The organism is Pantoea sp. NPDC088449 (assembly GCF_044753225.1).
Classification (GTDB): domain Bacteria; phylum Pseudomonadota; class Gammaproteobacteria; order Enterobacterales; family Enterobacteriaceae; genus Pantoea; species Pantoea floridensis.
The window spans coordinates 731,892-757,036 of the sequence record NZ_JBIVMT010000001.1; the positions used below are offsets into that span (position 1 = coordinate 731,892).

Below are 25,145 nucleotides of genomic sequence, written 5' to 3' on the forward strand. Positions count from 1 at the left end.
TTTTCAGGATGCGCCACTCAAAATGAATTTGTTGAAATCGCTGGCTGCGGTCAGTTCGATGACCCTGTTTTCACGCGTGCTGGGCTTTGCCCGCGATGCCATTGTGGCGCGTGTGTTCGGTGCGGGGATGGCAACCGATGCCTTCTTCGTTGCCTTCAAGCTGCCTAACCTATTACGCCGCATTTTTGCCGAAGGCGCGTTTTCCCAGGCCTTTGTGCCAATCCTTGCAGAATATAAAAGTAAGCAGGGCGAAGATGCTACGCGCGTGTTTGTTGCCTATGTCTCCGGCTTATTAACGCTGGTGCTGGCGGTGGTCACCGTGCTAGGCATGATCGCCGCGCCTTGGGTGATTGTGGTAACCGCACCGGGCTTTGCCGATACGCCGGATAAATTCGCCTTAACCAGCGCGCTGTTGCGTGTGACCTTTCCTTATATTCTGCTGATCTCGCTGGCGTCGCTGGCGGGTGCGATTCTTAATACCTGGAACCGTTTTTCAGTGCCCGCATTTGCACCGACGCTGCTGAACATCAGCATGATCGGATTTGCGGTTTTCGCGGCACCGCACTTTCATCCACCGGTGATGGCGCTGGCCTGGGCGGTAGTGGCGGGTGGGGTGCTGCAGCTGTTCTATCAGCTGCCGCACCTGAAGAAGATTGGCATGCTGGTATTGCCGCGCCTTAATTTGCGCGATGCCGGCGTCTGGCGCGTGATGCGCCAAATGGGCCCGGCGATTCTTGGCGTGTCGGTCAGCCAGATTTCACTGATCATCAACACCATTTTTGCCTCCTTTTTGGTATCGGGATCGGTTTCATGGATGTATTACGCCGATCGCCTGATGGAGTTTCCGTCTGGCGTTTTAGGCGTGGCGCTGGGCACTATTCTGTTGCCCTCGCTGGCGAAGAGTTTTGCCAGCGGCAATCAGGAAGAGTATTCACGCCTGATGGATTGGGGCTTACGTCTTTGTTTCCTGCTGGCTCTGCCGAGCGCGGTGGCCTTGGGGATTTTGTCCGGTCCGCTCACCGTGGCGCTGTTCCAGTACGGGAAATTTACCGCCTTTGATGCCTTGATGACGCAGCGCGCGTTAATTGCTTATTCGGTGGGGTTGATGGGGCTAATTGTGGTGAAAGTGCTGGCGCCGGGATTCTACTCACGTCAGGACATCAAAACGCCGGTGAAAATTGCTATTGTGACGCTGATTATCACACAGTTGATGAACCTGGCGTTTATCGGACCGCTGAAACACGCCGGTTTATCCTTGTCGATCGGTCTGGCCGCTTGCCTGAATGCCGCGCTGCTTTACTGGCAGCTGCGAAAGCAGGATATCTTCCAGCCGCAGCCTGGCTGGTTCAGTTTCCTGACGCGTTTGCTGATTGCGGTGGTGGTAATGGCCGCAGCGCTGCTGGGCATTTTGCAGGTGATGCCGTCATGGGAAGAGGGGCAAATGTGGTGGCGGCTGCTTCGCCTGGCGGCAGTGTGCGGCATCGGCGGCGGGGCCTATTTCGTCATGCTCGGGCTGCTTGGCTTCCGTCCTCGCGATTTCGCCCGCCGTACGATGGCATAAAAAAATCCCGCCGCGGCGGGATTTTTTATTGATTACCCTTTACGACTCAACGTCGCTTGACCCTTGCCTAAGCCATCGGGGCCGTAAAATGCCTGGGTTTGATGCGGGCGTAACACGGCCAATGCTTCATTTGTGAAGCCAATCTGATGCTGCAGCAGAATCCCATTATGCATATTGGTATCGCGCAGGCGGCGTGTATGCTGCTGAATGCGCATCCAGCGACTTTCGCGATCGCTGTGATCACCATAGGGCGCCTGCGTGCCGAGACTTTTCTCGGTAGTGCGGCGCATTTCGTCCAGATAATTCAACGTGGTCAGCAGCGCACTTTTGTCTTCAGAGATGCGCTGTAGCATGTTGCCATTAACCTGACCGGCAGAAAGTTGCTGTTGTTCTTCATCCATTACTACGGCGAGTGACGCCAGCACATCCTGCATTTTGTCTAAGGTGATCAGCAGATTGTCCATTGGGATCAGTTACCCTCTAAATACGCCTTGGTATCGGCGATCAGCGCGTCGGCGATCTTACCGGTATCCATTTTCAGTTCGCCATTACGAATGGCCGTTTTCAGCTGCTCAACGCGCGCTGTATTAATGTCCTGGCTGCCGGGCTGCATCAGCTGCGCCTGCGCAGTACTCAACTTCACTGCCGCGCCGCTTTCGCTGGTGGTGCTGGCGGTTGGCGTGGCGCTTTGGCGCACTTTCGCGCTGTTATCGTTGGTATCGCGTGTCTGTACAGTGCTAACCGGGTTCAAAGGTTGCGTTCTGTCGATGCTCATTGTGTGGCTCCTGTAAGGTCAGTTGGGGGTCAGTCAACTGAGTCAGCATAGGGTAATGTCTTTGTTGATATCTCTATCGGCAGAACAGCAGGGTTCTTTAACGCTTTATAGCGATATCAGAATATTCCCATCCGCGTCGACGCGACCACTGACAACCTGACCATTTCCCATACGCACACGCACCATTTGCGCTGCGCTAGCGTTGTTCAGCGCACGTCCTTCGCTACTGGCATTAAACCCATTTCCACTGGCGACTACCATCACATTTTGACCTGCTTTCACGCGCCATGCCTGGCGCAGCATGGAGGCCGTCACGGCCTGTCCCGGCGGAATATCACGCAAGGCAATGGCATCCGTTACGCCGCTACTGTCGATCAGCGCGCGCGCCGGCAGCTCATCGAGGCGACCGGTTTCCAATCTGAAGTCATCTGGGCTGAGTGTGCTGCCACGCGCCACCTGACGACTAGCGACTAAATATTGTCCAGTGACCTGCACCTGCACCTGCAAGAAACGACGATTTTGATCGCAGTTGGCCGCAATGCTGATGTTGCCCCACTGGCGGCTATTGCCCGGGAGCTGTAATTCGGGGGTATCGCAGGTGGGCCACTGTGACGGCGGCGTGCGCACCACCACGCTCATTCCCGCGGCATGTTGCGGATCGCGGGCTTTAAAAAATTGTGTCAACTGAGCATTAAGATCCGCCGCGTGACTGGGTAGCGCCAGTGCCAGCCAAAGTGTGGTGAGCAAGGTGGAATATCTGCGCATAACGCCTCCTGACGAGAAGATGGCACTGAGTCTACGCCTCGCGCAAAAAAATCAATGTCAAAAATAGCCGTCATTTTTGCTGCTATTCAGACGATCACCCTTGCTTTTGTCCACTTAAGCTGTCAGCTCGAAATTCTCATTCGCGGAGGAAGCATGCTCGACAAACTCGATGCCGCGCTGCGATTTGGTACAGAAGCGTTAAACCTACGTGCTCAGCGTCAGGAGATCCTGGCGTCAAACATTGCCAACGCCGATACCCCGGGTTACCAGGCGCGGGATATCGACTTTGCCAGCCAGCTGAGCAAGGTGATGCAAAACGGTCGCGCGGAAGGCAGCAGTCTGGCGCTGAAGGTGACGTCCTCACGCCACATTGAAGCGCAAACCAATTCTCAGCCATCGCTGGATCTGATGTACCGCATTCCCGATCAACCCGCCGCGGATGGCAACACCGTGGATATGGATCGCGAGCGTACGCAGTTTGCTGATAACAGCCTGAAATACCAAACCGATCTCACCCTCATCAGTAGCCAGATCAAAGGCATGATGAACGTTCTGCAGGGGCAATAAGCATGGCATTGCTGAATATTTTTGATATCGCCGGCTCGGCGATGACAGCGCAATCGCAGCGCCTCAACGTCAGCGCCAGTAACCTGGCCAACGCCGATAGCGTAACCGGTCCTGATGGCCAGCCTTATATCGCAAAGCAGGTGATTTTCCAGACCGATGCCGCACAGGGCGCAGCCACTGGCGGCGTCAAAGTGGCTGGCGTGGTTAACGATCCCACCCCGGCCAAACTGGTGTATGACCCAGGCAATCCGATGGCCGATCAGAAGGGCTACGTCAAAATGCCTAACGTTGATGTGGTCGCCGAAACCGTTAACACCATGTCTGCGTCGCGCAGCTATCAGGCCAACGTCGAAGTGCTGAACACGGTGAAGTCAATGATGATGAAAACCCTCACCATGGGTCAGTAACGGAGAACGATTATGAGCGTAGCAGTAGGGATTAAAGACAATCTGGACCCCACGGTACTGACGTCCAGCAGCGCGTCGAGTGGTAACACCTCGGCGGACTTGCAGAATCAGTTTCTGAATATGCTGGTGGCGCAGCTGAAAAATCAGGATCCCACCAATCCAATGGATAACAGCCAGCTCACAACGCAGCTGGCGCAGATCAACACCCTAAGCGGAATTGAGAAACTGAACACCACGTTAGGGTCGATTTCCGGTCAAATCACCACCAGCCAGTCGCTGCAGAGTTCCACACTGATTGGGCATGGCGTGATGATCAACGGTTCGCAGGTGTTGGTGGGCAGCGGTACGACCACGCCATTTGGCGTTGAGCTGGCAACAGCTTCCACCGCCACCAGCGTCACGATTAAAGACAGCAATGGCACCACCGTGCGTACCATCGATCTCGGCAAGCTGAGTGCAGGCGTTCACACCTTCTCGTGGGACGGCAAACTGGATGATGGCTCGACCGCCGCAGATGGCAAATATTCTGTATCACTCGCCGCCAGCAATGGCAGCACCCAACTGGTGGCGCAGCCGCTGAACTATGCCTATGTCAATGGCGTCAGCACCACCGATAACACCACGAAACTGGATCTCGGCACCATGGGCTCCGCGACCCTCGATGAAATTCGTCAGATTCTCTGATTAACCTTTTAGCAGGAGAGATTAAATGTCTTTTTCACAAGCGGTGAGCGGCCTGAATGCTGCTTCCAGCAACCTGGATGTGATTGGTAACAACATTGCCAACTCCGCCACAGCCGGATTCAAATCCAGCACCATCGCCTTTGCCGATATGTTTGCCGGTTCAAACGTTGGTCTCGGTACCAAAGTGGCAGCGGTAATCCAGAACTTTGGTGATGGCAGCACCACCTCGACCAGCCGTGGGCTGGACGTGGCACTGAGCGGCAACGGCTTCTTCCGTATGACCGACGCCAGCGGCGGCGTGTTCTATTCACGTAACGGCCAGTTCACGCTGGATGCAAACCGTAATCTGGTGAATACCCAGGGCCTGAACGTAACCGGCTATCCAGCCAGCGGTACGCCACCAACCATTCAGAGCGGCGCTAACCCGGTTGCCCTGAGCATCCCCACCACGCAGATGGGCGCACGCGCGACCACCACGGCGACCCAGGTGGCGAACCTTAACTCCACCAGCACCGTGCCGACCGTCACTACGTTTGATGCCTCCAATGTTGATAGCTACAACGCGAAAACCACCATGACGGTGTATGACACGCAGGGTAACGATCACCAGCTGGATATGTATTACATCAAAACGGCGGATAACACCTGGACCGTGCATATCATGGATTCCACCACCGGCAAGCAGATTGGCAACGCCGATCCTGATGATGGTTTGGGTTTCCAGATGAAATTTAATGCCAGCGGTACGCTGACTAGCGTATCCAAAATGGTTGATGATCCCCTTAACCCTGGCACCGCGATCCCATCTACCACGGCAACCAGTCCATCACTGGCCAATCTGGTTGTAGGTGGCACCAACGGTGCGGATGGCATGAATATCAGCCTAAGCATGTTGGGTAGCCTGCAGCAGAACACCGGCACCAGCACTTTCGGTAACCCAACGCAGGATGGTTACCAGCCAGGCGACCTGACCAGCTACACCATCAACGATGATGGCACCATCACCGGCACCTACTCCAACCAGAAAACCCAGCTGCTGGGGCAGATCGTGCTGGCGAGCTTCTCTAACCCGGAAGGTCTGAAATCTGAAGGTGACAACGTTTGGTCCGCAACCAGCTCGTCAGGTCAGGCGGCCGTTGGTCTGGCAGGTACCGGTACCTACGGCAACCTGACCTCAGGTGCGCTGGAAGCATCGAACGTCGACATGAGTAAAGAACTGGTGAACATGATCGTTGCGCAGCGTAACTATCAGGCTAACAGCCAAACCATCAAAACTCAGGACCAGATTCTCAACACCCTGGTTAACTTACGTTAATTCGCTAACGGGATTGCTTTATGGATCACGCAATATATACCGCGATGGGCGCGGCGAGTCAGACGATGGACCAGCAATCGGTGACCGCCAGCAACCTCGCCAACGCTTCAACGCCGGGCTTTCGTGCTCAGCTCAACGCGTTGCGCGCGGTGCCGGTCAACGGTTGGTCGCTGCCAACGCGTACCCTGGTTGCCGCTTCAACGCCGGGCGCTGATATGACGCCAGGTACCATGGACAACACTGGCCGTACGCTGGATGTCGCGGTACAGCAAGATGGCTGGCTGGCGGTGCGTACCGCTGACGGTGCCGAAGCCTATACCCGCAACGGCAACATGCAGATAAGCGCTACCGGTATTTTGACCATTCAGGGCAATCCCGTCATGGGCGATGGCGGTCCAATCGCCATTCCGCAAGGGGCGGAGCTGACCATCGCGGCCGACGGCACCATTACTTCGCGTAATGCGGGGGATGCGCCCAACGCCACGGTGCAAATTGGCAAGCTGAAACTGGTTCGTGCCACAGGTAAAGAGTTACAGCGCGGTGACGACGGTATGTTCCGTCCAACCCAGCAAGCACAGGCTACGCGCGGCGCCGCACTGGCGAACGATGCCTCGGTGACCGTCATGCCCGGCGTGCTGGAAGGCAGTAACGTCAAACCAGTGGAAACCATGGTCGATATGATCGCCAACGCCCGACGTTTTGAGATGCAGATGAAAGTGATCTCTAACGTTGATGAAAACGAACAAAAAGCCAACCAGCTGCTCAACATGAGCAGCTAAGGCGTAAGGAAAACACCATGATTCGTTCTTTATGGATCGCGAAAACCGGTCTTGACGCTCAGCAAACCAATATGGACGTCATCTCCAACAACCTCGCAAACGTTAGCACCAACGGCTTTAAACGTTCGCGCGCGGTATTCGAAGATTTGATGTACCAAACGCTGCGCCAGCCGGGTACGCAGTCGTCGGAGCAAACCACGCTGCCGTCGGGCCTGCAGATCGGTACCGGTGTGCGTCCAGTCACCACCGAGCGTCTGCATCAGCAGGGTAACCTGTCGCAGACCAGCAACTCGAAAGACGTGGCCATCAACGGCCAGGGTTATTTTGAAGTGCAGATGCCGGACGGCACCTCGGCGTATACCCGCGATGGTTCTTTCCAGGTTGACCAAAACGGACAGCTGGTGACGAATGCCGGTTACCCGGTGCAGCCAGGCATCACCATCCCGGCTAACGCCACCAGCATCACCATCTCGCGTGACGGTGTCGTGAGCGTGACACAACAGGGCCAAACCAACCCGGCGCAGGTGGGACAGCTGACGCTGAGCACCTTCATGAATGATGCGGGCTTAAATAGCCAGGGCGAAAACCTTTATCAGGAAACGCAGGCATCGGGTGCGGCCACGCAGAGTACGCCGGGCCAAAACGGTGCCGGTCTGCTGTATCAGGGTTATGTCGAAACCTCAAACGTCAACGTGGCGGAAGAGTTGGTGACCATGATTCAGACGCAGCGCGCTTACGAAATTAACAGCAAAGCGATCAGTACCTCCGATCAGATGCTGGCGAAGTTAACCCAGATTTAATCCTGGTGTCGTTGGGTCGGCTTTGCTGGCCCGATTAAGAACATGAAAAAGGTCATAACTCCGTGGCGAAGCAAGTGATTCTCAAGCCTGGTCATTGGTTAGTAGCCACATTGCTACTGACGCTTAACGGTTGTGCGCTGGTTCCGCGCACGCCGCTGGTACAAGGATCGACAACGGCAGAGCCGACGCCATCCGCCCCGCCAGTGGTAAACGGTTCTATTTTCCAGGGCGTCGCACCGCTGAACTACGGCTATCAGCCTCTGTTTGAAGATCGCCGTCCACGCAACATTGGCGACACATTGACGATCACCTTGCAGGAAAACGTCAGCGCCAGCAAAAGTTCCTCCGCCAACGCCAGCCGCGATGGCAGCAACAGTTTCGGCGTCACGGGCGTGCCAACCGGCCTGAGTGGTTTGGTGGGTGCGGGCGGCGAAAAAGCCACGCTTGATGCGAATGGCAAAAATGACTTCGCAGGTAAAGGTGGCGCCACGGCGAATAACACCTTTACCGGCACCATCACCGTCACCGTGAATCAGGTGCTGTCAAACGGCAACCTGCGCGTGGTGGGTGAGAAACAGATCGAAATTAACCAGGGCACGGAATTTATCCGCTTCTCTGGCGTGGTTAACCCGCGCACCATCAGCGCCAGCAACGCCGTGTTGTCAACGCAGGTGGCCGATGCACGTATTGAGTACGTCGGAAATGGTTATATCAATGAAGCGCAGACGATGGGCTGGTTCCAACGCTTCTTCCTGAACGTCTCGCCGATGTAAGAGGTAATGAGAATGAATATGACGACTCTGCTCCGCCTGAGCCTGGGCTTACTGCTCGGCTTCAGCGCTATGGCGCATGCTGACCGCATCCGCGATCTGACTTCCGTGCAGGGTGTGCGCGACAACCAGCTCATTGGCTACGGCCTGGTCGTCGGCCTGGATGGCACCGGCGACCAGACCACGCAAACCCCGTTTACTACGCAAACGGTCAGCAACATGCTCTCTCAGCTGGGTATTACCGTGCCAACCGGCACCAACATGCAGCTGAAAAACGTGGCGGCGGTGATGGTGACAGCCAAGCTGCCGTCATTTGCACGTCAGGGACAAAACATCGACGTAGTGGTTTCTTCACTCGGTAATGCGAAAAGTCTGCGCGGCGGTACGCTGCTCATGACGCCGATGAAAGGGGTGGATAACCAGGTTTATGCGCTGGCACAGGGCAATATTCTGGTTGGTGGCGCCGGTGCATCTGCCGGCGGCAGCAGCGTTCAGGTTAACCAGCTTAACGGTGGCCGCATTACCGGTGGTGCAACGGTAGAGCGTGAGCTGCAGAGCAACTTTGGTAGCCAGAACACCATTAACCTGCAGCTGAACAGTGAAGATTTCACCATGGCGCAGCGCATTGCCGACACCATTAATGCACGCGGCATTGGTTCTGCTCAGCCGCTGGACGCGCGTACCGTGCAAATCCGTGTATCACCGAACAACAGTTCACAGGTGCGTTTGCTGGCGGAGATTCAGAACCTTGATGTTTCCGTGCCGCTGGAAGATGCCAAAGTGATCATCAACTCACGTACCGGTTCAGTGGTAATGAACCGCGAAGTGACGCTGAATACCTGTGCGGTGGCGCAAGGTAATTTGTCGGTGACGGTTAATCAACAGCAAAACGTTAGTCAGCCCGATACGCCATTGGCGGGTGGGCAGACAGTGACAACCAACAACACGCAGATTGATTTACGCCAGAGCGGCGGCGCGCTGCAGCGCGTGAACTCCAGCGCCAACCTGAACAATGTGGTACGTGCGCTTAATGCACTGGGTGCGTCACCGATTGAGCTGATGTCGATTTTGCAATCGATGGAAAGCGCGGGTTGCTTGCGCGCCAAACTGGAAATTATCTGATGACCGATACGCAATCGCTGATGAATGCGGCTTACGACAGCCGCTCTCTGAACGACCTGAAACGTGAAGCCAGCGCCGACCCGAAAGGGAAGGCGATGCAGGTGGCAAAACAGGTGGAAGGCATGTTTGTGCAGATGATGATGAAAAGCATGCGCGCAGCGCTACCGCAGGATGGTTTGCTGAGTAACGACCAGACGCGGCTTTTCACCTCAATGTACGATCAGCAGATTGCGCAGGAGATCGGTAAGCGCGGCTTGGGCATGGCCGATCTGATTGTTAAACAGATGCAGCCGGCGCAAGAACCGGATGAAACCGCCGGCACGGTGCCTATGAAACTGGATAACAGCTTCATTTATAGCAACCTGCCGTCCAATCAGCTGGAGCAGATGGTGCGAAAAGCGGTGCCGCGTCTACCGGTTTCTCCGGGCAGTTTACCCAGTGATAGCAGCGATTTTATCGCGCAGCTCGCCCAACCGGCGCAGGTGGCAAGCCAACAGAGTGGTATTCCACATCATTTGATTCTGGCGCAGGCCGCGCTGGAGTCTGGCTGGGGCCAGCGGCAAATCCTCACGCGCGACGGCAAGCCGAGCTACAACGTATTTGGTATCAAGGCGAGCAGCGACTGGAAAGGCGCCACCACCGATATCATGACCACCGAATACGAAGGTGGCGAAGCGAAAAAAGTACGTGCCAGCTTCCGCGTCTACGGCTCCTATATGGAAGCACTCAGCGACTACGTCAAATTGCTTTCCAGCAATCCGCGTTATGCCGCCGTAGCGAACGCGCCAAGTGCCGAGCAGGGCGCGCGCGCCTTGCAGGCGGCCGGTTACGCCACCGATCCGAAATATGCGCAGAAGCTGGTAGGAATGATCCAACAATTCAAAAACATGGGTGAAAAAGTGATGAAGGCGTACAGCAACGATATCACTGATTTGTTCTGATTTTTTGCCTCAAGTTTCACTTAAGCAAGCCGATAACTATCACATGCCGCGGGCGCTCATCGTTCGCGCAATCGCACTGATGACTGCCAGCCCGGTTAACGGGAAATTAAGGAACCGAGATGTCCAGCATAATTAACTCAGCGATGAGTGGGCTGAGCGCCGCACAGGCTGCATTAAGCACCACCAGTAACAACATCAGCAATTATACGGTAGCGGGCTATTCGCGTCAGACGGCGATTTTGTCGCAGTCGAATAGCACGTTGCAGGGCAATAGCTATTACGGCAACGGCGTCACGCTTTCGGGTGTACAGCGTGAATACGATGAGTTCATCACCGCTCAGCTGCGTGGCTCCAGCGCCAACTACAGCGCCGTTAATACCCAATATAATCAGATTTCCAACATTGATGACCTGCTGTCGACGTCGACAACCAGCTTGTCGACGTCGATCCAGAGCTTCTTCACTAACGTACAAAACGTGGTGAGTAACGCCAACGATCCGTCGGCACGTCAGTCAATGCTGAGCTATGCGCAAGGCCTGGTAAACCAGTTCCAGACCACCGCGCAATATCTCAATAACATGCAAACCAGCGTAAACACCGATATCGCTTCGAATGTTGATCAAATCAACACCTTTACCAGCCAGATTGCCGATCTGAATACACAGATTGCCAAGCTGACCACTGGCGGTGGCGCGGCACCTAACAATCTGCTGGACCAGCGCGATCAGTTGGTGAATAGCCTGAATAATGTGGTTGGCGTAAACGTCTCCCAGCAGGACGGCAGTTACATCGTTTCCATGGGCAGCGTGACGTTGGTCAATGGTAAAAACGCCACCAGTCTGGTGGCTATGCCTTCCAGCAGCGATCCTTCACGCACCACCGTTGGCTACGTGGATAAGCAGGCTGGCAACGTGGAGATCCCAGAGAAAACCTTAACTACCGGTTCACTGGGCGGTTTACTGGCATTCCGTACTCAGGATCTGGATACGGCGCAGAACCAGCTTGGCCAGTTAGCGGCAGCGTTCACCACCAGCTTCAACACCGTGCATAGCCAGGGTTTTGATAGCACTGGCGCTGCTGGCGGCAACTTCTTTAACATCGGCTCGCCCACAGTAGCGAGTAACAGCAAAAACACCTCATCGGCCACGGTAACCGCGGCGTGGTCAGACACCAGCGCGATGAAGGCCTCCAACTATACCGTGAGTTATGACGGCAGTAATTGGTCGGTTACCCGCATGTCAGATAACGTGAAGTTTAACGTTACGCCGGATGCGACCGATGGCACGCTCAACTTTGACGGGCTGAAACTGACGGTGAGCACGACGCCAGCACCGAATGCCAAAGACAGCTTCCTGGTTAAGCCAGTGCAGAATGTGATTGCTGGCATGTCGGTGGCGATCACCGATGAATCGCAGATTGCCGCGGCTTCCAGCGCGACCAGCGGTGAAAGTGATAACCGTAACGCGCAGAAATTGTTAGATCTTCAGGATAGTAAGCTGGTGAATGGCAACGCCACTATTGCGCAGGCCTACGCCAGTATTGTCAGCACCGTGGGTAACAAAACCAGCACGCTGGAAACCGCCAGTACGACGCAGCAGAACGTAGTAACCCAGCTGAGCGATCGTCAGCAATCCGTTTCTGGCGTTAACCTCGATGAGGAGTACTCCAACCTGACGAAATATCAGCAGTTCTACATGGCAAATGCGCAAGTGCTGCAAACGGCGAGTACCATTTTTAATGCGCTGATGGACATCCGCGGCTAAGCATAGAGGATAAAAACCATGCGTCTTAGTACCAATATGATTTTCGACCAGCAGGTGCGCGGTATTACCGATTCGCAATCCTCCTGGCTAAAAGTGGGGCAGCAGCTCTCAACCGGATTGCGCGTTAACAATCCTTCTGACGATCCTATCGCGGCCTCGCGTGCGGTGGTGCTGTCGCAGTCACAGGCGAAAAGTAGTCAATATGCGACGGCGCGCAGCTTTGCCGATCAAAGCTTGTCGATGGAAGAGAATGCACTTTCTAGCGTTACCAGCAGCATTCAGGATGCGCAAACCATGATCGTTTATGGTTCTACCGGCACCCTGAGTGACGACGACCGCGCGTCGATCGCCACCAAACTGGAAGGTATTCGCTCCCAGCTATTGAACCAGGCGAACAGCCGTGACGGTAATGGTCGCTACATCTTTGCGGGCTATCAAACGGATGTCGCACCTTTTAGTGATGCCGGCGCCCCGGCGGGCGTGACCTATGTAGGTGGCGCCGATCCCATCACGCAAAAAGTTGATGATGGACGTACCATGGCCGTCAGCAGCACGGGATCTTCCGTATTTATGTCGCTCACCAGCAACTCAAAGGCGGAGCCGGACGGCAGCGCCAGCGAAAAAAACCTGTTTAATATGCTCGATAGCGCGATTGCCGCGTTAAAGACGCCGCAGGATGATGCCGATGATGCGACTAAACAGGTTTTCCAGGACGCGATGGATAAGTCCAACCGTGGTCTGAGCAACTCACTGAATAACGTGCTGGCGGTCCGTTCTGCCGTGGGTTCACAGTTAGCTGAACTGGATACGCTGGATGCGCAGGGCGACGATCGCGACACCATCATGGCTTCGCAAATGACCGATCTGGTGCAGGTGGATTACACTCAGGCCATCTCCAGCTATACCATGCAACAAACGGCTCTGCAGGCGTCGTATAAGACGTTTACCGATATGTCGAAGATGTCGCTATTCCAACTGAATTCCTGATTGACCTGAATCTTTGAGCGTACTTTAACCGGGTGCGCTTAGTTTCTCCCACCGCCTTTGAGGCTGTGGGATTTTTTTTGCCGGTAAGAAACACGCTAAGTGATGAAAGGGCTGAATGTCAGCCAATAAAAAACCCCGGACTCGCCGAGGTTTGATGTTTACTGACTTGCTAAAGCTTACGCGCTTTCCGGACGTGTTGCCGGTGCGGTGGCTTGATGCGTTGCGCTATGACCACCCGCAGAACCACGTCCATCAAAGTCGAACGGTGGACGAACCCATTCGCTGTGACGAGCCGGCTCCGGTTGCCACGCTGGTGCAGGCGCTTTGGTCATCGGTGCAGTAGCATGATGTTTAAAGCGTGTTTCAGCTGTGGTTACTGCAGTGTCACGTGCCGCAACTGGCGCATGAGGTTCAGTTACCGGCGTGACTTCAGCAACAGCCGCCACTGGCGCAGCCAGAACCTCTTCAACCTGAGCTTCCACTGCTGGCGAAACATCTGCCGGTGCCTGCTCAACCACCGCAGCCACTTCACTGGCTTCTGGCTTCGCTTCTTCAACGATTGCCGCAGGCTCAGCTTCAGCAGCAATTTGCTGTGCAACAGGTTCATCGGCAGCAGTAATCACCGCGGGCTCTTCGTTGACTGGCGCAGCAATTGGCGAGACGTCATCAGTGTTTACCACTGGCACATCAATATGCGCCTGCGGTTCAGCCTGATGTACTGCCTCTTCTGCAGCTGCCTGCTCAACGGCCGGTTCAACAGCGGCAACTTCAGCGGGTTGTTCCACGGTCGCTGCGGCTTGTTGGTAGCCATAATCCGATACCTCATGCATGGCATCTTGCGTGGTGTATTCTTCCTGCGCTTGTGCCACCGGATAGTTAAGCCACACTTTTCCTGAGGCCATTTCTGGGGAAGCAGCAGCAGATTCCAGCGGCATCGGAGACTGCGTTGGGTAACGCTCATCACGATAACGGCGGCGGCGCTGACCACTCACGCGCAGGTGACGCGGTGAACGACGTGAACGACGCGGCATATTGGCGTTGTCACGGTTATCGCTATCATCTTGCTCGTCATTACTGGCTTCAGGTTGCTCGTGGTACTGGGTACGTGGCGCAGTTTCTACAGCAGCTTCATGCACAACCGGAGCGGGCGTTTCGGCTGCAACTTCACTGTTTTCGCCAACCCGCACACGTTGAGACAGCTGACGCTGTTTACGACGTGGCATCACTTGTACACGTTCTTCTTCCTGAGCAACGCTTTCATCGATGACATCCGCTTTTACTGCGGGTTCAGCGACTTTCTGATCCTGCTGTTGCGCACGTTTCTCTTCCTGACGACGACGCTGGCGCTCGGCGCGCTGTTCGCGGCGCTGCTGCTGCTGCTCATCGCGCTGCTCAAGGGCTTCATCGCTCAGCACAGGACGAGCTTCACGCGGCTCGCTATTTTGACGCTTGTTGCGACGATTATCCTGATTGTCACGCGGTTCGCGGGATTCACGTGGCTCACGCGCTTCACGCGGCTCGCGAGGTTCACGACCTTCGCGCACCTGCTGGCCATTCTCACCATTGCGCGGAGTGCGTTCGCGACGGTTGTTGCGACGATTGTTATTGTTGCGACGTTCGCCACGCTGCTGGGTATTTTCAGATTCAGCCGCCGCTGGTGCTTCTTGCTGAGTTTCAGCAGGCGCTGCAGCTGGTGTATCACCGGCGAACATCTTCTTCAAACCGTTCAGCAGACGGGCAACGAAACCAGTGCTGGTGACAGCCGGAGCGGCAACTGCGGGTTTGGTTTTCGCTTCCGCTGCAGGCTGAACGTCTTTCACCACTTCAACCGGTGCTGGTGGTGCATCTGGCATTGCGAAAGCGGCTAGTGCTGGCTGCTCCGGACGACGACGCTCAGCGTGCTCTTCTTCAGAAGGCAGCGCCATTTCCGCTTCGTGCAGTTTCGGCAGATGATAGCTAAGAGTTTGCGTCTCTTCGCCGTTGCGTACGCGCAGCACAGAGTAGTGTGGCGTTTCCATCTGATCGTTTGGCACGATGATGGCTCGCACGCCGCCCTGGCGTTTCTCGATGGCGCTGACTGCATCACGCTTTTCGTTCAGCAGGTAGGACGCCACCGGGACGGGAACAATCGCATGGACTTCTTTGGTGTTGTCTTTCAGCGCTTCTTCTTCAATCAGACGCAGAATCGACAGCGACAGTGATTCGTTATCACGGATGGTGCCGGTACCGCTACAGCGAGGGCAGACGTGATGGCTGGATTCACCCAATGATGGGCTGAGGCGCTGACGCGACATCTCCAGCAAACCGAAGCGGGAAATGTGGCTGATCTGGATGCGAGCACGATCCTGGCGCACCGCTTCACGCAGACGATTTTCCACGGCGCGCTGGTGGCGCACTGGCGTCATATCAATGAAGTCGATAACAATTAAACCGCCGAGATCGCGCAGACGCAGTTGACGCGCAATCTCATCGGCCGCTTCCAGATTGGTATTGAAAGCTGTTTCTTCGATATCGCCACCGCGGGTCGCGCGTGCGGAGTTGATATCAATAGCGGTCAATGCTTCGGTGCTATCAATAACAATTGAACCGCCTGACGGCAGACGAACTTCACGCTGGAAAGCGGATTCAATCTGCGATTCGATTTGATAATGGCTGAACAGCGGGATTTCACCGGTGTACAGTTTGATTTTGCTGCTAAAGTCAGGACGGCCGAGGGCAGCAATATGCTGACGCGCCAGATCCAAAACTTTCGGGTTATCGATGAGGATTTCACCAATATCCTGACGCAGATAGTCGCGGAAAGCGCGCACGATCACGTTGCTTTCCTGATGGATCAGGAAAGGGGCCGGGCGACTGTCTGCGGCTTTTTTGATTGCTTCCCAGTGTTTCAAACGGAAGCTGAGATCCCACTGTAGCGACTCGGCAGATTTACCGACGCCAGCGGTGCGGACGATTAACCCCATACCGTCTGGCAGTTCCAGCGCGGAGAGGGCTTCTTTCAACTCGGTACGATCGTCGCCCTCTATACGGCGAGAAATGCCGCCAGCACGAGGATTGTTCGGCATCAATACCAGATAGCTACCGGCTAACGAAATAAAGGTTGTCAGTGCTGCACCTTTATTACCGCGTTCCTCTTTATCAATTTGAACGATAACTTCCTGACCTTCACGCAGCACATCTTTGATATTCGGACGACCATGTGCATTGTAGTTGGATGGGAAATATTCGCGGGAAATTTCTTTTAGAGGGAGGAAACCGTGACGTTCTGCACCGTAATCGACAAATGCAGCTTCAAGGCTCGGTTCAACGCGGGTGATTTTACCTTTGTATATGTTGGCTTTTTTCTGTTCGTGTCCAGGACTTTCAATATCCAGATCGTACAGACGTTGTCCATCAACCAGGGCAACGCGCAACTCCTCCTGCTGAGTTGCGTTTATTAACATTCTTTTCATCGTGACTTACTCGTTATTCTCACATGAGTGATGTAGCTGCGGGCATCGTTACCCTGGACGAGAATCAACCGATGGCCCCGTGTCTTAATGCACTGACGTCAACCTCACGGTTGTCGGCGGCTAAAGGGGCGCAAATCTTGTCGGTGGCCTGTTTTTCATAAGGAAATCCAGCGCCTGAAGGTGGAAGTGCTACAGAGTATTCAGAAATCCACGCATCCTAGTCTGTCGTCCAGGCCGCAACCCGCAGCCCGCTAAGTGCCTGATTTAACATTACGTCTTACGCCATTGCTGCGTGTCCGTTCAATCCGGCAAAATGACTTATTTCGCTCTTTTTCCTGCCTGAATCTTTCCAGGGCAGAAACCCCTGCATTATTCCATTGCTCACCAACATATAGCAAGGCGACTTTTGCCAAGCTGCGAAGTTTATTCATCCATAACCTGTTCATTTGCAGGGCTAATCATCGCATCGGTGAAAATGTCGCCATTTTCACCGTTTAACTGTGCGACAAAGAGAGAGTTAAGCACAGAAAAAGGGGTGGCGCTATCCGGGTACACTATTTAGAATCGCCGCCATGAAAACAGAGAATCCGGGCGTACAGTATGTCGCCATCACGGCTGAAAATGCCGGACAACGTATTGATAATTTTCTGCGTACCCAGCTCAAGGGCGTGCCGAAAAGCATGATTTATCGCATTTTGCGTAAAGGCGAAGTGCGGGTGAATAAAAAGCGGGTTAAACCTGAATATAAGCTGGAAGACGGCGATGAGCTCCGTATTCCCCCGGTGCGCGTTGCTGAACGCGAAGAGCAGGCGGTTTCACCTAAGCTGGATAAAGTAGCTGCGCTCACCAATGCCATCCTTTATGAGGATGATTATTTACTGGTGTTGAACAAACCATCAGGTACGGCGGTACACGGTGGCAGCGGATTAAGTTTTGGCGTGATTGAAGGACTGCGCGCCTTACGTCCAGAAGCGCGCTTCCTTGAGCTGGTTCACCGACTCGATCGCGACACTTCCGGCATCTTGCTGGTGGCTAAAAAGCGTTCGGCGTTGCGTTCGCTGCATGAGCAACTGCGCGAGAAGGGCATGCAAAAGGATTATCTGGCGCTGGTACGCGGTGATTGGCCATCGCATTTGAAAGTTGTTCAGGCACCGCTGCTGAAAAACATTTTGCAGAGCGGCGAACGCGTGGTGCGCGTGAGTGCAGAAGGCAAGCCTTCGGAGACGCGTTTTAAAGTTGAAGAGCGATTCGGTTTTGCGACCTTAGTCAAAGCCAGCCCGGTAACGGGCCGTACGCACCAGATCCGCGTCCATACGCTGCACGGCGGCCATCCGATCGCTTTTGACGATCGTTATGGCGACCGTGAATTTGATGCGCAACTGGGCTCAACCGGCCTATCGCGACTTTTTTTACATGCTGCCGCGCTGACTTTTACCCATCCTAATACCGGCGAACTCTTGCGAATGGAAGCGCCATTGGATGGCGCTTTGAAGCACTGCCTTGCCCAGCTGCGTCAGAAAAAAGCCTGATGACCAGGGTATCAACTCAATGCGTTGATGCCCGCACTTCTTAACATTTCGTTTAACGCAATCAGCGGTAAGCCAACTAAGGTATTGGGATCGCGGCCTTCCAGTCTTTCAAACAGGCAAATACCTAATCCTTCGCTTTTGAAACTGCCTGCACATTGAAGCGGCATCTCCTTCTCAACATATGCGTGAATCTCTGCGCGACTTAACGTGCGAAAATGTACGGTAAAAGGTTCGCAAATCACGGATTGTTTGCCGCTCTGCGGCTGGATGAGCGCCAAACCCGTGTAAAATGTGATCGCATTGCCGCTCGCCGCCGCCAACTGCCGACAAGCCTGCTCCACGGTATAAGGCTTACCCGCAATCTCACCATCCAGAACGCACACCTGATCTGAACCGATAATCCAGCTATCAGGGTAATGCTCAGCCAGCGCCTGAGCTTTGGCTAATGCCAGGCGCTGCACCAGTTCTGGCGCAGATTCATTGAGATACGGCGTTTCATCACTGTTGGGGGCGGCTGTTATAAAAGGCAGGCCCAGTTTGGCCAGCAATGCCTGACGAAAAGGGGAGGTGGATGCTAAAACTAAAGGTGTCATCATTTTTTTTCAGAATAGATAGCGTAAAGATGACAGTCATTTTAAACTATGCGCCGCACTGGATGCGACTAACGGGTGAAAGATGCCGTAAACCGGCCTTTTTCTTTGACTCTATGACGTTACAAAGTTAATATGCGCGCCCTATGCAAAAGGTAAAATTACCCCTGACGCTCGATCCGGTCCGCGCCGCGCAAAAACGCCTTGATTATCATGGTGTTTATGCACCTGAATTGGTGGCGCGCTTGGCCGAAACGGTCGTGAGTGTGGACAGTGATGTTGAATGCGATATGTCGTTTGCGGTTGACAACCAGCGCCTCGCCGTTCTGCAAGGAACAGCCGAAGTGCAGGTGACTTTGTCATGTCAACGCTGCAACCAGTCGTTTCCACGTCATGTTCACGTAAGCTATTGCTTCAGTCCTGTCTCTTCTGATGAGCAGGCCGAGGCACTACCGGAAGCCTACGAGCCAGTTGATGTCAATGATTTTGGTGAGATCGACTTGCTGGCGGTGATCGAAGATGAACTCATCCTCGCGCTGCCCGTGGTTCCGGTGCATGATTCTGAACACTGTGAAGTGTCCGACGCGGACATGGTATTTGGTCAATTGCCTCCCGAGGCAGAAAAACCAAATCCGTTTGCCGTATTAGCCAGTTTAAAGCGTAAGTAATAGGAGTAAGGTCCATGGCCGTACAACAGAATAAACCAACCCGTTCTAAGCGTGGTATGCGTCGTTCACACGATGCTCTGACCACTGCTGCTCTGTCAGTAGATAAAGTTTCTGGCGAAACTCATCTGCGTCACCATATCACTGCGGATGGTTACTACCGCGGTCGCAAGGTTATCACCAAGTAATCCTCGCGATTACACAAGGCGATACCTTGACACGTTTGACCCTGGCAGTTGATGCCATGGGCGGGGACTTCGGTCCCTGCGTGACAGTGCCTGCATCCTTGCAGGCACTGGCCTCTCATTCGGAGCTGGTTCTTCTTCTGGTCGGTGATCCCGACATCATCTCGTCATTTCTTGCCAAAGCGGATTCCTCGTTACAGAGGCGTGTGCAGGTCATCCCTGCCGAATCGGTTATTGCAAGTGATGCCAAACCTTCTCAGGCAATTCGTAATAGCCGCGGCAGTTCGATGCGTGTGGCGTTAGAGTTGGTCAAAGAAGGTAAAGCGCAAGCCTGCGTTAGTGCGGGAAATACCGGCGCGCTGATGGGCCTGGCGAAAATGTTGCTTAAGCCGCTGGATGGGATTGAGCGTCCGGCGTTGATGACGGTGTTGCCGCATCAGCAGCATGGCAAAACGGTGGTGCTGGATCTCGGTGCTAACGTTGAGTCTGACAGCGATATGCTGGTGCAGTTTGCGATTATGGGCGCGGTCATGGCCGAAGAAGTGCTGGAAATTGCTCAGCCTCGGGTTGCACTGTTGAACATTGGTCAGGAAGAGACCAAAGGATTGGAAACAATCCGCGCCGCATCTGCGGTGCTACGAGCGTCACCGCAAATCAACTATATTGGTTACCTTGAGGGGAACGATCTCCTCACCGGCAAAACGGATGTGCTGGTCTGTGATGGCTTCGTGGGTAACGTCACGTTGAAGACCATGGAAGGCGTGGTAAGAATGTTCCTCTCTCTGCTGAAATCGTCAGAGGAAGGAAAAAAACGGGCCTGGTGGCTAAGATTGCTGGGGCGCTGGATTCAAAAGCGTCTGGCAACGCGTTTCGGCCACCTCAACCCCGACCAGTACAATGGCGCTTGTCTGTTAGGATTGCGCGGGACAGTGATCAAAAGCCACGGTGCGGCGAATCAACGTGCATTTGCCGTGGCGATAGAGCAGGCAGAGCAGACGGTGCGAAAGCAAGTCCCAGAGAGGATTGCGGCGCGCCTTGACACTGTATTAGCCAGGAGTGACAAAGCGTAGATGTTTACCAAAATTATCGGTACGGGCAGCTATTTGCCTGAGCAGATTCGCTCCAATGCGGATCTGGAAAAAATGGTCGAGACGACGGACGAGTGGATTGTCACCCGTACCGGTATCCGTGAGCGTCGTATTGCCGCTCCGGAAGAAACGGTTGCCACCATGGGCTTCACCGCAGCACAGCGTGCGCTTGAGATGGCGGGTGTGCATGCGAATGACGTTGGCCTGATTATTGTGGCCACTACGTCCTCGAGTCACGCTTTCCCAAGCTCAGCCTGCATGATCCAGCAAATGCTGGAGATTGAAGATTGTGCTGCTTTTGATTTGGCTGCCGCCTGCGCAGGCTTCACCTATGCGCTGAGCGTTGCCGATCAATACATTAAAAATGGCGTGGTTAAGCATGCGCTGGTGATCGGTGCAGATGTGCTGGCACGTACGCTCGATCCCAACGATCGTGGCACTATCATTCTGTTTGGCGATGGCGCGGGAGCTGTTGTTCTGAGTCAGAGCGAAGAGCCGGGTATCCTCTCTACTCATCTGCATGCCGATGGTCGCTACAGCAAATTGCTGACGCTGCCATATCAGGATCGCGCCCATCAGGATGAGCCCGCTTACCTGACAATGGCGGGTAATGAAGTCTTCAAAGTGGCCGTAACTGAACTGGCACACATCGTTGACGAAACCCTGCAGGCTAACAACCTTGATCGTGAAATGCTCGACTGGCTGGTTCCGCATCAGGCGAACCTGCGCATCATTAGCGCAACGGCCAAAAAACTCGGTATGGGCATGGATAAAGTCGTAGTCACACTGGATCGTCACGGTAATACCTCGGCCGCTTCCGTGCCAAGTGCACTGGACGAGGCGGTGCGCGATGGCCGTATCAAGCCGGGACATCTGATTTTGCTGGAGGCCTTCGGTGGTGGTTTCACCTGGGGTTCCGCACTGGTTCGCTTTTGATTGACAGGAACGAAAGATGACGCAATTTGCTTATGTTTTTCCTGGACAGGGATCGCAGACCGTCGGCATGTTAGCCGACCTGGCTGCTGAAAACCCGCAGGTTGAAGCCACTTTTGGTGAAGCTTCCGCTGCGCTGGGTTATGACTTGTGGCAGCTGGTCCAGCAGGGGCCAGCTGAAGAGTTGAATAAAACCTGGCAGACGCAGCCAGCGTTGCTGGCCGCTTCTGTGGCTATTTATCGCGTATTGCAAAGCAAAAATGCGGTAAAACCCACGCTGATGGCAGGTCATAGCCTGGGTGAATACTCAGCGCTGGTTTGTGCCGGCGTGTTGAATTTCGCTGATGCTATCAAGCTGGTTGAGCTGCGCGGGAAATTGATGCAGGAAGCCGTACCGGAAGGTACCGGCGCGATGCAAGCCATTATTGGCCTGGACGATGCATCGATCCGTAAAGCCTGCGAAGAAAGTGCGCAAGGCCAGGTGGTTTCACCGGTTAACTTCAACTCGCCAGGCCAGGTGGTTATCGCCGGTAATAAAGAAGCGGTTGAACGTGCTGGCGCAGCGTGTAAGGCTGCAGGCGCCAAACGTGCGCTGCCGCTGCCGGTTAGCGTGCCGTCGCACTGCGCGCTAATGAAACCCGCTGCGGATAAACTGGCGGTTGCGTTAGAAGCTATCACTTTCAACGCGCCTAACGTACCGGTTGTGAACAATGTTGACGTGAAATGTGAAACCGATGGCGCGGCAATTCGTAGCGCGCTGGTCCGTCAGCTCTACAGCCCAGTGCGCTGGACCGAATCGGTCGAGTTTATTGCTGCGCAGGGCGTTGAACAGCTGCTCGAGGTTGGCCCAGGCAAAGTGCTGACCGGCTTGACCAAACGTATTGTGGATAGCCTGAGCGCTGCTGCAGTGAACGATCCTGCTTCACTGAGCGCAGCCCTTTCACAGGAATAAGAGGAAAAACATGAGCTTTGAAGGTAAAGTAGCGCTGGTTACCGGTGCAAGCCGTGGTATCGGTCGCGCCATTGCGGAAACGCTGGCTGCGCGCGGTGCTAAAGTGGTGGGAACCGCCACCAGTGCAAGCGGTGCGGAAGCAATCAGTGCTTACCTCGGCGACAAGGGCAAAGGCCTGCTGCTGAACGTAACCGATGCGGCCTCAATTGAGAGCGTGCTCGAACAAGTTCGTGCTGAATTTGGCGAAGTGGACATTTTAGTCAATAATGCAGGCATTACGCGTGACAATCTGTTGATGCGCATGAAAGACGATGAGTGGGCGGATATCCTTGATACCAACCTGACATCGGTGTTCCGCCTTTCTAAGGCGGTTATGCGTGCCATGATGAAAAAACGCGTGGGCCGTATCATTACCATCGGTTCTGTAGTTGGAACCATGGGTAACGCGGGTCAGGCAAACTATGCGGCAGCAAAAGCAGGTTTGATTGGCTTTAGCAAATCACTGGCGCGAGAAATTGCGTCACGTGGCATTACTGTAAACGTCGTGGCTCCGGGCTTTATCGAGACGGACATGACGCGTGCACTGAACGATGATCAACGTTCGGGTATTTTGGCAGAAGTTCCAGCAGGCCGTTTAGGCGACCCGCAGGAGATTGCCAATGCTGTTGCATTCTTAGCCTCTGACGAAGCAGCCTACATCACGGGTGAGACGCTTCATGTCAATGGCGGTATGTACATGGTCTGATAATCACGAAATGATTTGCTTTATCTGAGGTAAACACCGCAGAATAACGCAAAATCGTGGTTAGACCAGCCGGGATTTTGTTGCATCTTTTTCAACATTTTATACACTACGAAAACCATCGCGAAAGCGAGTTTTGATAGGAAATTAAATAGTATGAGCGATATCGAACAACGCGTTAAGAAAATCGTAGCTGAGCAGCTGGGTGTTAAAGAAGACGAAGTGATCAACTCTGCTTCTTTCGTAGAAGACCTGGGTGCAGATTCTCTTGACACCGTTGAGCTGGTAATGGCTCTGGAAGAAGAGTTTGATACTGAAATTCCAGACGAAGAAGCTGAGAAAATCACTACCGTTCAGGCAGCGATCGACTACATCAATAGCCATAAAGGCTAATGAATATCTTCAGGCGGTCATCTCGACCGCCTGAGTTTTATGTTTGCCCCACATAGCGTTATTTTTTCCCTCCCTGGAGGACGTGCGTGTCTAAGCGTCGTGTAGTTGTGACTGGTCTTGGCATGTTGTCTCCTGTCGGCAATACCGTAGAGTCTACCTGGAGTGCTCTCCTTGCCGGTCAGAGCGGCATTAGCCTGATCGACCATTTTGATACTAGTGCCTATGCAACGCGTTTTGCAGGCTTAGTAAGAGATTTCAATTGCGATGATTTCATCTCGCGCAAAGATCAGCGCAAGATGGATGACTTCATCCAATACGGCATCGTTGCGGGTATTCAGGCTATGGCAGACTCAGGTCTGGTCGTAACCGATGAGAATGCTGGTCGCATTGGTGCGGCAATCGGTTCTGGCATTGGCGGACTGGGTTTGATCGAAGATAACCACAGCTCGCTGGTCAAAGGTGGACCGCGCAAAATCAGCCCCTTCTTCGTGCCTTCTACCATTGTAAATATGGTGGCCGGTCACCTCACCATCATGTATGGCCTAAAAGGTCCTAGCATCTCAATCGCGACTGCGTGTACGTCTGGTGTGCATAACATTGGTCACGCTGCGCGTATCATCGCGTATAACGATGCTGATGTGATGCTGGCAGGTGGTGCGGAGAAAGCCAGTACGCCATTGGGTGTGGGTGGTTTTGGTGCTGCACGTGCGCTCTCCACGCGTAACGACAATCCGCAGGCGGCGAGCCGTCCGTGGGATAAAGATCGTGACGGTTTCGTGTTGGGTGATGGTGCAGGCATTGTCGTACTGGAAGAGTACGAACACGCTAAGAAACGCGGCGCGAAAATTTATGCTGAAATCATTGGTTTTGGTATGAGCAGCGATGCTTACCACATGACGTCACCGCCAGAAGATGGTTCAGGTGCAGCAGCAGCGATGGTTAACGCACTGCGTGATGCACAGCTGAACGCTGAGCAGATCGGTTATGTCAACGCGCATGGCACCTCGACGCCAGCCGGTGATAAAGCGGAAGCTCAGGCGGTGAAATCGGTGTTTGGTGCTGCGGCTCATAGCGTGATGGTGAGCTCAACCAAATCGATGACGGGCCATCTGCTGGGTGCAGCAGGCGCGGTAGAAGCGATTTATTCGATTCTGGCGCTGCGCGATCAGGCGGTTCCACCAACGATTAACCTCGACAATCCTGACGAAGGTTGTGACCTGGACTTTGTGCCACACACGGCGCGCCAGGTCAGCGGATTGGAGTATACCTTGTGTAACTCCTTCGGATTTGGCGGCACTAACGGCTCGCTGATCTTCCGCAAAGTTTAATCGCTACTTAGCTGAACAGAGGCCCGCAATGCGGGCCTTTTTTATATTTTGA

26 protein-coding genes are annotated in these 25,145 nt (G+C 54.3%); 21 read left to right on the top strand and 5 right to left on the bottom strand.

Annotated features, from left to right (window positions below; genetic code table 11):
- Positions 1 to 22: 22 nt before the first annotated feature.
- The gene (gene murJ / locus ACIP6T_RS03470) at positions 23 to 1,561 is read left to right on the top strand and encodes a murein biosynthesis integral membrane protein MurJ (protein ID WP_097094270.1); all 1,539 of its coding nucleotides are present in this window, start codon (positions 23 to 25) and stop codon (positions 1,559 to 1,561) included.
- Positions 1,562 to 1,593: 32 nt separating this feature from the next.
- Here the strand turns inward: murJ and flgN are convergent, their stop codons facing one another.
- The 3 genes from flgN to flgA all read right to left on the bottom strand — a co-directional run bounded on the left by flgN (position 1,594) and on the right by flgA (position 3,101).
- Positions 1,594 to 2,025, bottom strand: a complete 432-nt coding sequence (flgN, locus tag ACIP6T_RS03475) for a flagellar export chaperone FlgN (protein ID WP_097094269.1) — start codon at positions 2,023 to 2,025, stop codon at positions 1,594 to 1,596.
- A gap of 5 nt (positions 2,026 to 2,030) precedes the next feature.
- The gene (gene flgM, locus ACIP6T_RS03480) at positions 2,031 to 2,336 is read right to left on the bottom strand and encodes a flagellar biosynthesis anti-sigma factor FlgM (RefSeq protein WP_345826888.1); all 306 of its coding nucleotides are present in this window, start codon (positions 2,334 to 2,336) and stop codon (positions 2,031 to 2,033) included.
- Between the two features lie 105 nt (positions 2,337 to 2,441).
- The gene (flgA, locus tag ACIP6T_RS03485) at positions 2,442 to 3,101 is read right to left on the bottom strand and encodes a flagellar basal body P-ring formation chaperone FlgA (RefSeq protein WP_097094267.1); all 660 of its coding nucleotides are present in this window, start codon (positions 3,099 to 3,101) and stop codon (positions 2,442 to 2,444) included.
- Positions 3,102 to 3,254: 153 nt separating this feature from the next.
- On the opposite strand from flgA, the gene flgB reads away from it, so the two are divergent.
- The 11 genes from flgB to flgL all read left to right on the top strand — a co-directional run bounded on the left by flgB (position 3,255) and on the right by flgL (position 13,236).
- Positions 3,255 to 3,668 (top strand): flagellar basal body rod protein FlgB, encoded by a 414-nt coding sequence (gene flgB, locus ACIP6T_RS03490; protein ID WP_097094266.1) that lies wholly within the window; start codon positions 3,255 to 3,257, stop codon positions 3,666 to 3,668.
- Between the two features lie 2 nt (positions 3,669 to 3,670).
- A complete protein-coding gene (gene flgC / locus ACIP6T_RS03495) occupies positions 3,671 to 4,075 on the top strand; it encodes a flagellar basal body rod protein FlgC (protein ID WP_097094265.1) in 405 nt (134 codons plus the stop codon).
- Positions 4,076 to 4,087: 12 nt separating this feature from the next.
- The gene (gene flgD / locus ACIP6T_RS03500) at positions 4,088 to 4,759 is read left to right on the top strand and encodes a flagellar hook assembly protein FlgD (RefSeq protein WP_097094264.1); all 672 of its coding nucleotides are present in this window, start codon (positions 4,088 to 4,090) and stop codon (positions 4,757 to 4,759) included.
- A gap of 25 nt (positions 4,760 to 4,784) precedes the next feature.
- The gene (flgE, locus tag ACIP6T_RS03505) at positions 4,785 to 6,074 is read left to right on the top strand and encodes a flagellar hook protein FlgE (protein WP_097094263.1); all 1,290 of its coding nucleotides are present in this window, start codon (positions 4,785 to 4,787) and stop codon (positions 6,072 to 6,074) included.
- A 20-nt stretch (positions 6,075 to 6,094) separates the two neighbouring features.
- Positions 6,095 to 6,853: a flagellar basal body rod protein FlgF gene (locus ACIP6T_RS03510; RefSeq protein ID WP_097094262.1), complete on the top strand. Its 759-nt coding sequence runs from the start codon at positions 6,095 to 6,097 to the stop codon at positions 6,851 to 6,853.
- Between the two features lie 17 nt (positions 6,854 to 6,870).
- Positions 6,871 to 7,653 carry a flagellar basal-body rod protein FlgG gene (gene flgG / locus ACIP6T_RS03515; protein ID WP_097094261.1) on the top strand — a complete coding sequence of 261 codons (783 nt, stop codon included), beginning with the start codon at positions 6,871 to 6,873 and terminating at the stop codon, positions 7,651 to 7,653.
- A 62-nt stretch (positions 7,654 to 7,715) separates the two neighbouring features.
- On the top strand, positions 7,716 to 8,426 hold the full coding sequence (locus tag ACIP6T_RS03520; RefSeq protein ID WP_097094260.1) for a flagellar basal body L-ring protein FlgH: 711 nt from the start codon (positions 7,716 to 7,718) through the stop codon (positions 8,424 to 8,426).
- A 12-nt stretch (positions 8,427 to 8,438) separates the two neighbouring features.
- On the top strand, positions 8,439 to 9,545 hold the full coding sequence (locus ACIP6T_RS03525; RefSeq protein ID WP_097094259.1) for a flagellar basal body P-ring protein FlgI: 1,107 nt from the start codon (positions 8,439 to 8,441) through the stop codon (positions 9,543 to 9,545).
- Complete coding sequence (flgJ, locus tag ACIP6T_RS03530) at positions 9,545 to 10,486, top strand: flagellar assembly peptidoglycan hydrolase FlgJ (RefSeq protein ID WP_400455386.1); 942 nt, start codon at positions 9,545 to 9,547, stop codon at positions 10,484 to 10,486. Before ACIP6T_RS03525 ends, flgJ begins: the two co-directional genes overlap by 1 nt.
- A 119-nt stretch (positions 10,487 to 10,605) precedes the next feature.
- Complete coding sequence (gene flgK / locus ACIP6T_RS03535; protein ID WP_097094257.1) at positions 10,606 to 12,249, top strand: flagellar hook-associated protein FlgK; 1,644 nt, start codon at positions 10,606 to 10,608, stop codon at positions 12,247 to 12,249.
- An 18-nt stretch (positions 12,250 to 12,267) separates the two neighbouring features.
- On the top strand, positions 12,268 to 13,236 hold the full coding sequence (gene flgL / locus ACIP6T_RS03540; protein WP_097094256.1) for a flagellar hook-associated protein FlgL: 969 nt from the start codon (positions 12,268 to 12,270) through the stop codon (positions 13,234 to 13,236).
- 176 nt (positions 13,237 to 13,412) lie between these two features.
- Here flgL and rne read toward each other — a convergent pair whose 3' ends face one another.
- Complete coding sequence (rne, locus tag ACIP6T_RS03545) at positions 13,413 to 16,688, bottom strand: ribonuclease E (RefSeq protein WP_400455387.1); 3,276 nt, start codon at positions 16,686 to 16,688, stop codon at positions 13,413 to 13,415.
- Between the two features lie 572 nt (positions 16,689 to 17,260).
- Here rne and rluC point away from each other — a divergent pair.
- Complete coding sequence (gene rluC, locus ACIP6T_RS03550; protein WP_097094254.1) at positions 17,261 to 18,217, top strand: 23S rRNA pseudouridine(955/2504/2580) synthase RluC; 957 nt, start codon at positions 17,261 to 17,263, stop codon at positions 18,215 to 18,217.
- Positions 18,218 to 18,228: 11 nt separating this feature from the next.
- Here rluC and ACIP6T_RS03555 read toward each other — a convergent pair whose 3' ends face one another.
- Complete coding sequence (locus ACIP6T_RS03555) at positions 18,229 to 18,810, bottom strand: Maf family protein (protein WP_400457008.1); 582 nt, start codon at positions 18,808 to 18,810, stop codon at positions 18,229 to 18,231.
- Positions 18,811 to 18,953: 143 nt separating this feature from the next.
- On the opposite strand from ACIP6T_RS03555, the gene yceD reads away from it, so the two are divergent.
- From yceD to fabF, 8 genes are all read left to right on the top strand, one after another.
- Entirely contained in the window at positions 18,954 to 19,475 is a 522-nt protein-coding gene (gene yceD, locus ACIP6T_RS03560) for a 23S rRNA accumulation protein YceD (protein WP_097094252.1), read from the top strand.
- Between the two features lie 14 nt (positions 19,476 to 19,489).
- Positions 19,490 to 19,660, top strand: a complete 171-nt coding sequence (gene rpmF / locus ACIP6T_RS03565; RefSeq protein WP_007885783.1) for a 50S ribosomal protein L32 — start codon at positions 19,490 to 19,492, stop codon at positions 19,658 to 19,660.
- Positions 19,661 to 19,686: 26 nt separating this feature from the next.
- Positions 19,687 to 20,727, top strand: coding sequence for a phosphate acyltransferase PlsX (gene plsX / locus ACIP6T_RS03570; RefSeq protein ID WP_097094251.1), 1,041 nt, complete (start codon positions 19,687 to 19,689; stop codon positions 20,725 to 20,727).
- Entirely contained in the window at positions 20,728 to 21,681 is a 954-nt protein-coding gene (locus ACIP6T_RS03575; protein ID WP_097094250.1) for a beta-ketoacyl-ACP synthase III, read from the top strand.
- 16 nt (positions 21,682 to 21,697) lie between these two features.
- Positions 21,698 to 22,630 (top strand): ACP S-malonyltransferase, encoded by a 933-nt coding sequence (gene fabD, locus ACIP6T_RS03580; protein ID WP_097094249.1) that lies wholly within the window; start codon positions 21,698 to 21,700, stop codon positions 22,628 to 22,630.
- A gap of 10 nt (positions 22,631 to 22,640) precedes the next feature.
- Entirely contained in the window at positions 22,641 to 23,375 is a 735-nt protein-coding gene (fabG, locus tag ACIP6T_RS03585; RefSeq protein ID WP_097094248.1) for a 3-oxoacyl-ACP reductase FabG, read from the top strand.
- Positions 23,376 to 23,528: 153 nt separating this feature from the next.
- On the top strand, positions 23,529 to 23,765 hold the full coding sequence (acpP, locus tag ACIP6T_RS03590) for an acyl carrier protein (protein ID WP_097094247.1): 237 nt from the start codon (positions 23,529 to 23,531) through the stop codon (positions 23,763 to 23,765).
- An 86-nt stretch (positions 23,766 to 23,851) separates the two neighbouring features.
- Positions 23,852 to 25,093 carry a beta-ketoacyl-ACP synthase II gene (fabF, locus tag ACIP6T_RS03595; protein ID WP_097094246.1) on the top strand — a complete coding sequence of 414 codons (1,242 nt, stop codon included), beginning with the start codon at positions 23,852 to 23,854 and terminating at the stop codon, positions 25,091 to 25,093.
- Positions 25,094 to 25,145 lie beyond the last annotated feature (52 nt).

What these genes read in the sequence shown, in the direction of transcription:
- rpmF (WP_007885783.1), top strand. Translation starts at nt 19,490, where the DNA reads ATGGCCGTACAACAGAATAAACCAACCCGTTCTAAGCGTGGTATGCGT.
- ACIP6T_RS03555 (WP_400457008.1), bottom strand. Translation starts at nt 18,810, where the DNA reads ATGACACCTTTAGTTTTAGCATCCACCTCCCCTTTTCGTCAGGCATTG.
- flgB (WP_097094266.1), top strand. Translation starts at nt 3,255, where the DNA reads ATGCTCGACAAACTCGATGCCGCGCTGCGATTTGGTACAGAAGCGTTA.
- acpP (WP_097094247.1), top strand. Translation starts at nt 23,529, where the DNA reads ATGAGCGATATCGAACAACGCGTTAAGAAAATCGTAGCTGAGCAGCTG.
- flgA (WP_097094267.1), bottom strand. Translation starts at nt 3,101, where the DNA reads ATGCGCAGATATTCCACCTTGCTCACCACACTTTGGCTGGCACTGGCG.
- fabD (WP_097094249.1), top strand. Translation starts at nt 21,698, where the DNA reads ATGACGCAATTTGCTTATGTTTTTCCTGGACAGGGATCGCAGACCGTC.
- flgD (WP_097094264.1), top strand. Translation starts at nt 4,088, where the DNA reads ATGAGCGTAGCAGTAGGGATTAAAGACAATCTGGACCCCACGGTACTG.
- flgM (WP_345826888.1), bottom strand. Translation starts at nt 2,336, where the DNA reads ATGAGCATCGACAGAACGCAACCTTTGAACCCGGTTAGCACTGTACAG.
- ACIP6T_RS03510 (WP_097094262.1), top strand. Translation starts at nt 6,095, where the DNA reads ATGGATCACGCAATATATACCGCGATGGGCGCGGCGAGTCAGACGATG.
- ACIP6T_RS03575 (WP_097094250.1), top strand. Translation starts at nt 20,728, where the DNA reads ATGTTTACCAAAATTATCGGTACGGGCAGCTATTTGCCTGAGCAGATT.
- flgE (WP_097094263.1), top strand. Translation starts at nt 4,785, where the DNA reads ATGTCTTTTTCACAAGCGGTGAGCGGCCTGAATGCTGCTTCCAGCAAC.
- ACIP6T_RS03525 (WP_097094259.1), top strand. Translation starts at nt 8,439, where the DNA reads ATGAATATGACGACTCTGCTCCGCCTGAGCCTGGGCTTACTGCTCGGC.
- rne (WP_400455387.1), bottom strand. Translation starts at nt 16,688, where the DNA reads ATGAAAAGAATGTTAATAAACGCAACTCAGCAGGAGGAGTTGCGCGTT.
- flgC (WP_097094265.1), top strand. Translation starts at nt 3,671, where the DNA reads ATGGCATTGCTGAATATTTTTGATATCGCCGGCTCGGCGATGACAGCG.
- yceD (WP_097094252.1), top strand. Translation starts at nt 18,954, where the DNA reads ATGCAAAAGGTAAAATTACCCCTGACGCTCGATCCGGTCCGCGCCGCG.
- flgL (WP_097094256.1), top strand. Translation starts at nt 12,268, where the DNA reads ATGCGTCTTAGTACCAATATGATTTTCGACCAGCAGGTGCGCGGTATT.
- flgJ (WP_400455386.1), top strand. Translation starts at nt 9,545, where the DNA reads ATGACCGATACGCAATCGCTGATGAATGCGGCTTACGACAGCCGCTCT.
- flgN (WP_097094269.1), bottom strand. Translation starts at nt 2,025, where the DNA reads ATGGACAATCTGCTGATCACCTTAGACAAAATGCAGGATGTGCTGGCG.
- flgK (WP_097094257.1), top strand. Translation starts at nt 10,606, where the DNA reads ATGTCCAGCATAATTAACTCAGCGATGAGTGGGCTGAGCGCCGCACAG.
- flgG (WP_097094261.1), top strand. Translation starts at nt 6,871, where the DNA reads ATGATTCGTTCTTTATGGATCGCGAAAACCGGTCTTGACGCTCAGCAA.
- rluC (WP_097094254.1), top strand. Translation starts at nt 17,261, where the DNA reads ATGAAAACAGAGAATCCGGGCGTACAGTATGTCGCCATCACGGCTGAA.
- fabG (WP_097094248.1), top strand. Translation starts at nt 22,641, where the DNA reads ATGAGCTTTGAAGGTAAAGTAGCGCTGGTTACCGGTGCAAGCCGTGGT.
- murJ (WP_097094270.1), top strand. Translation starts at nt 23, where the DNA reads ATGAATTTGTTGAAATCGCTGGCTGCGGTCAGTTCGATGACCCTGTTT.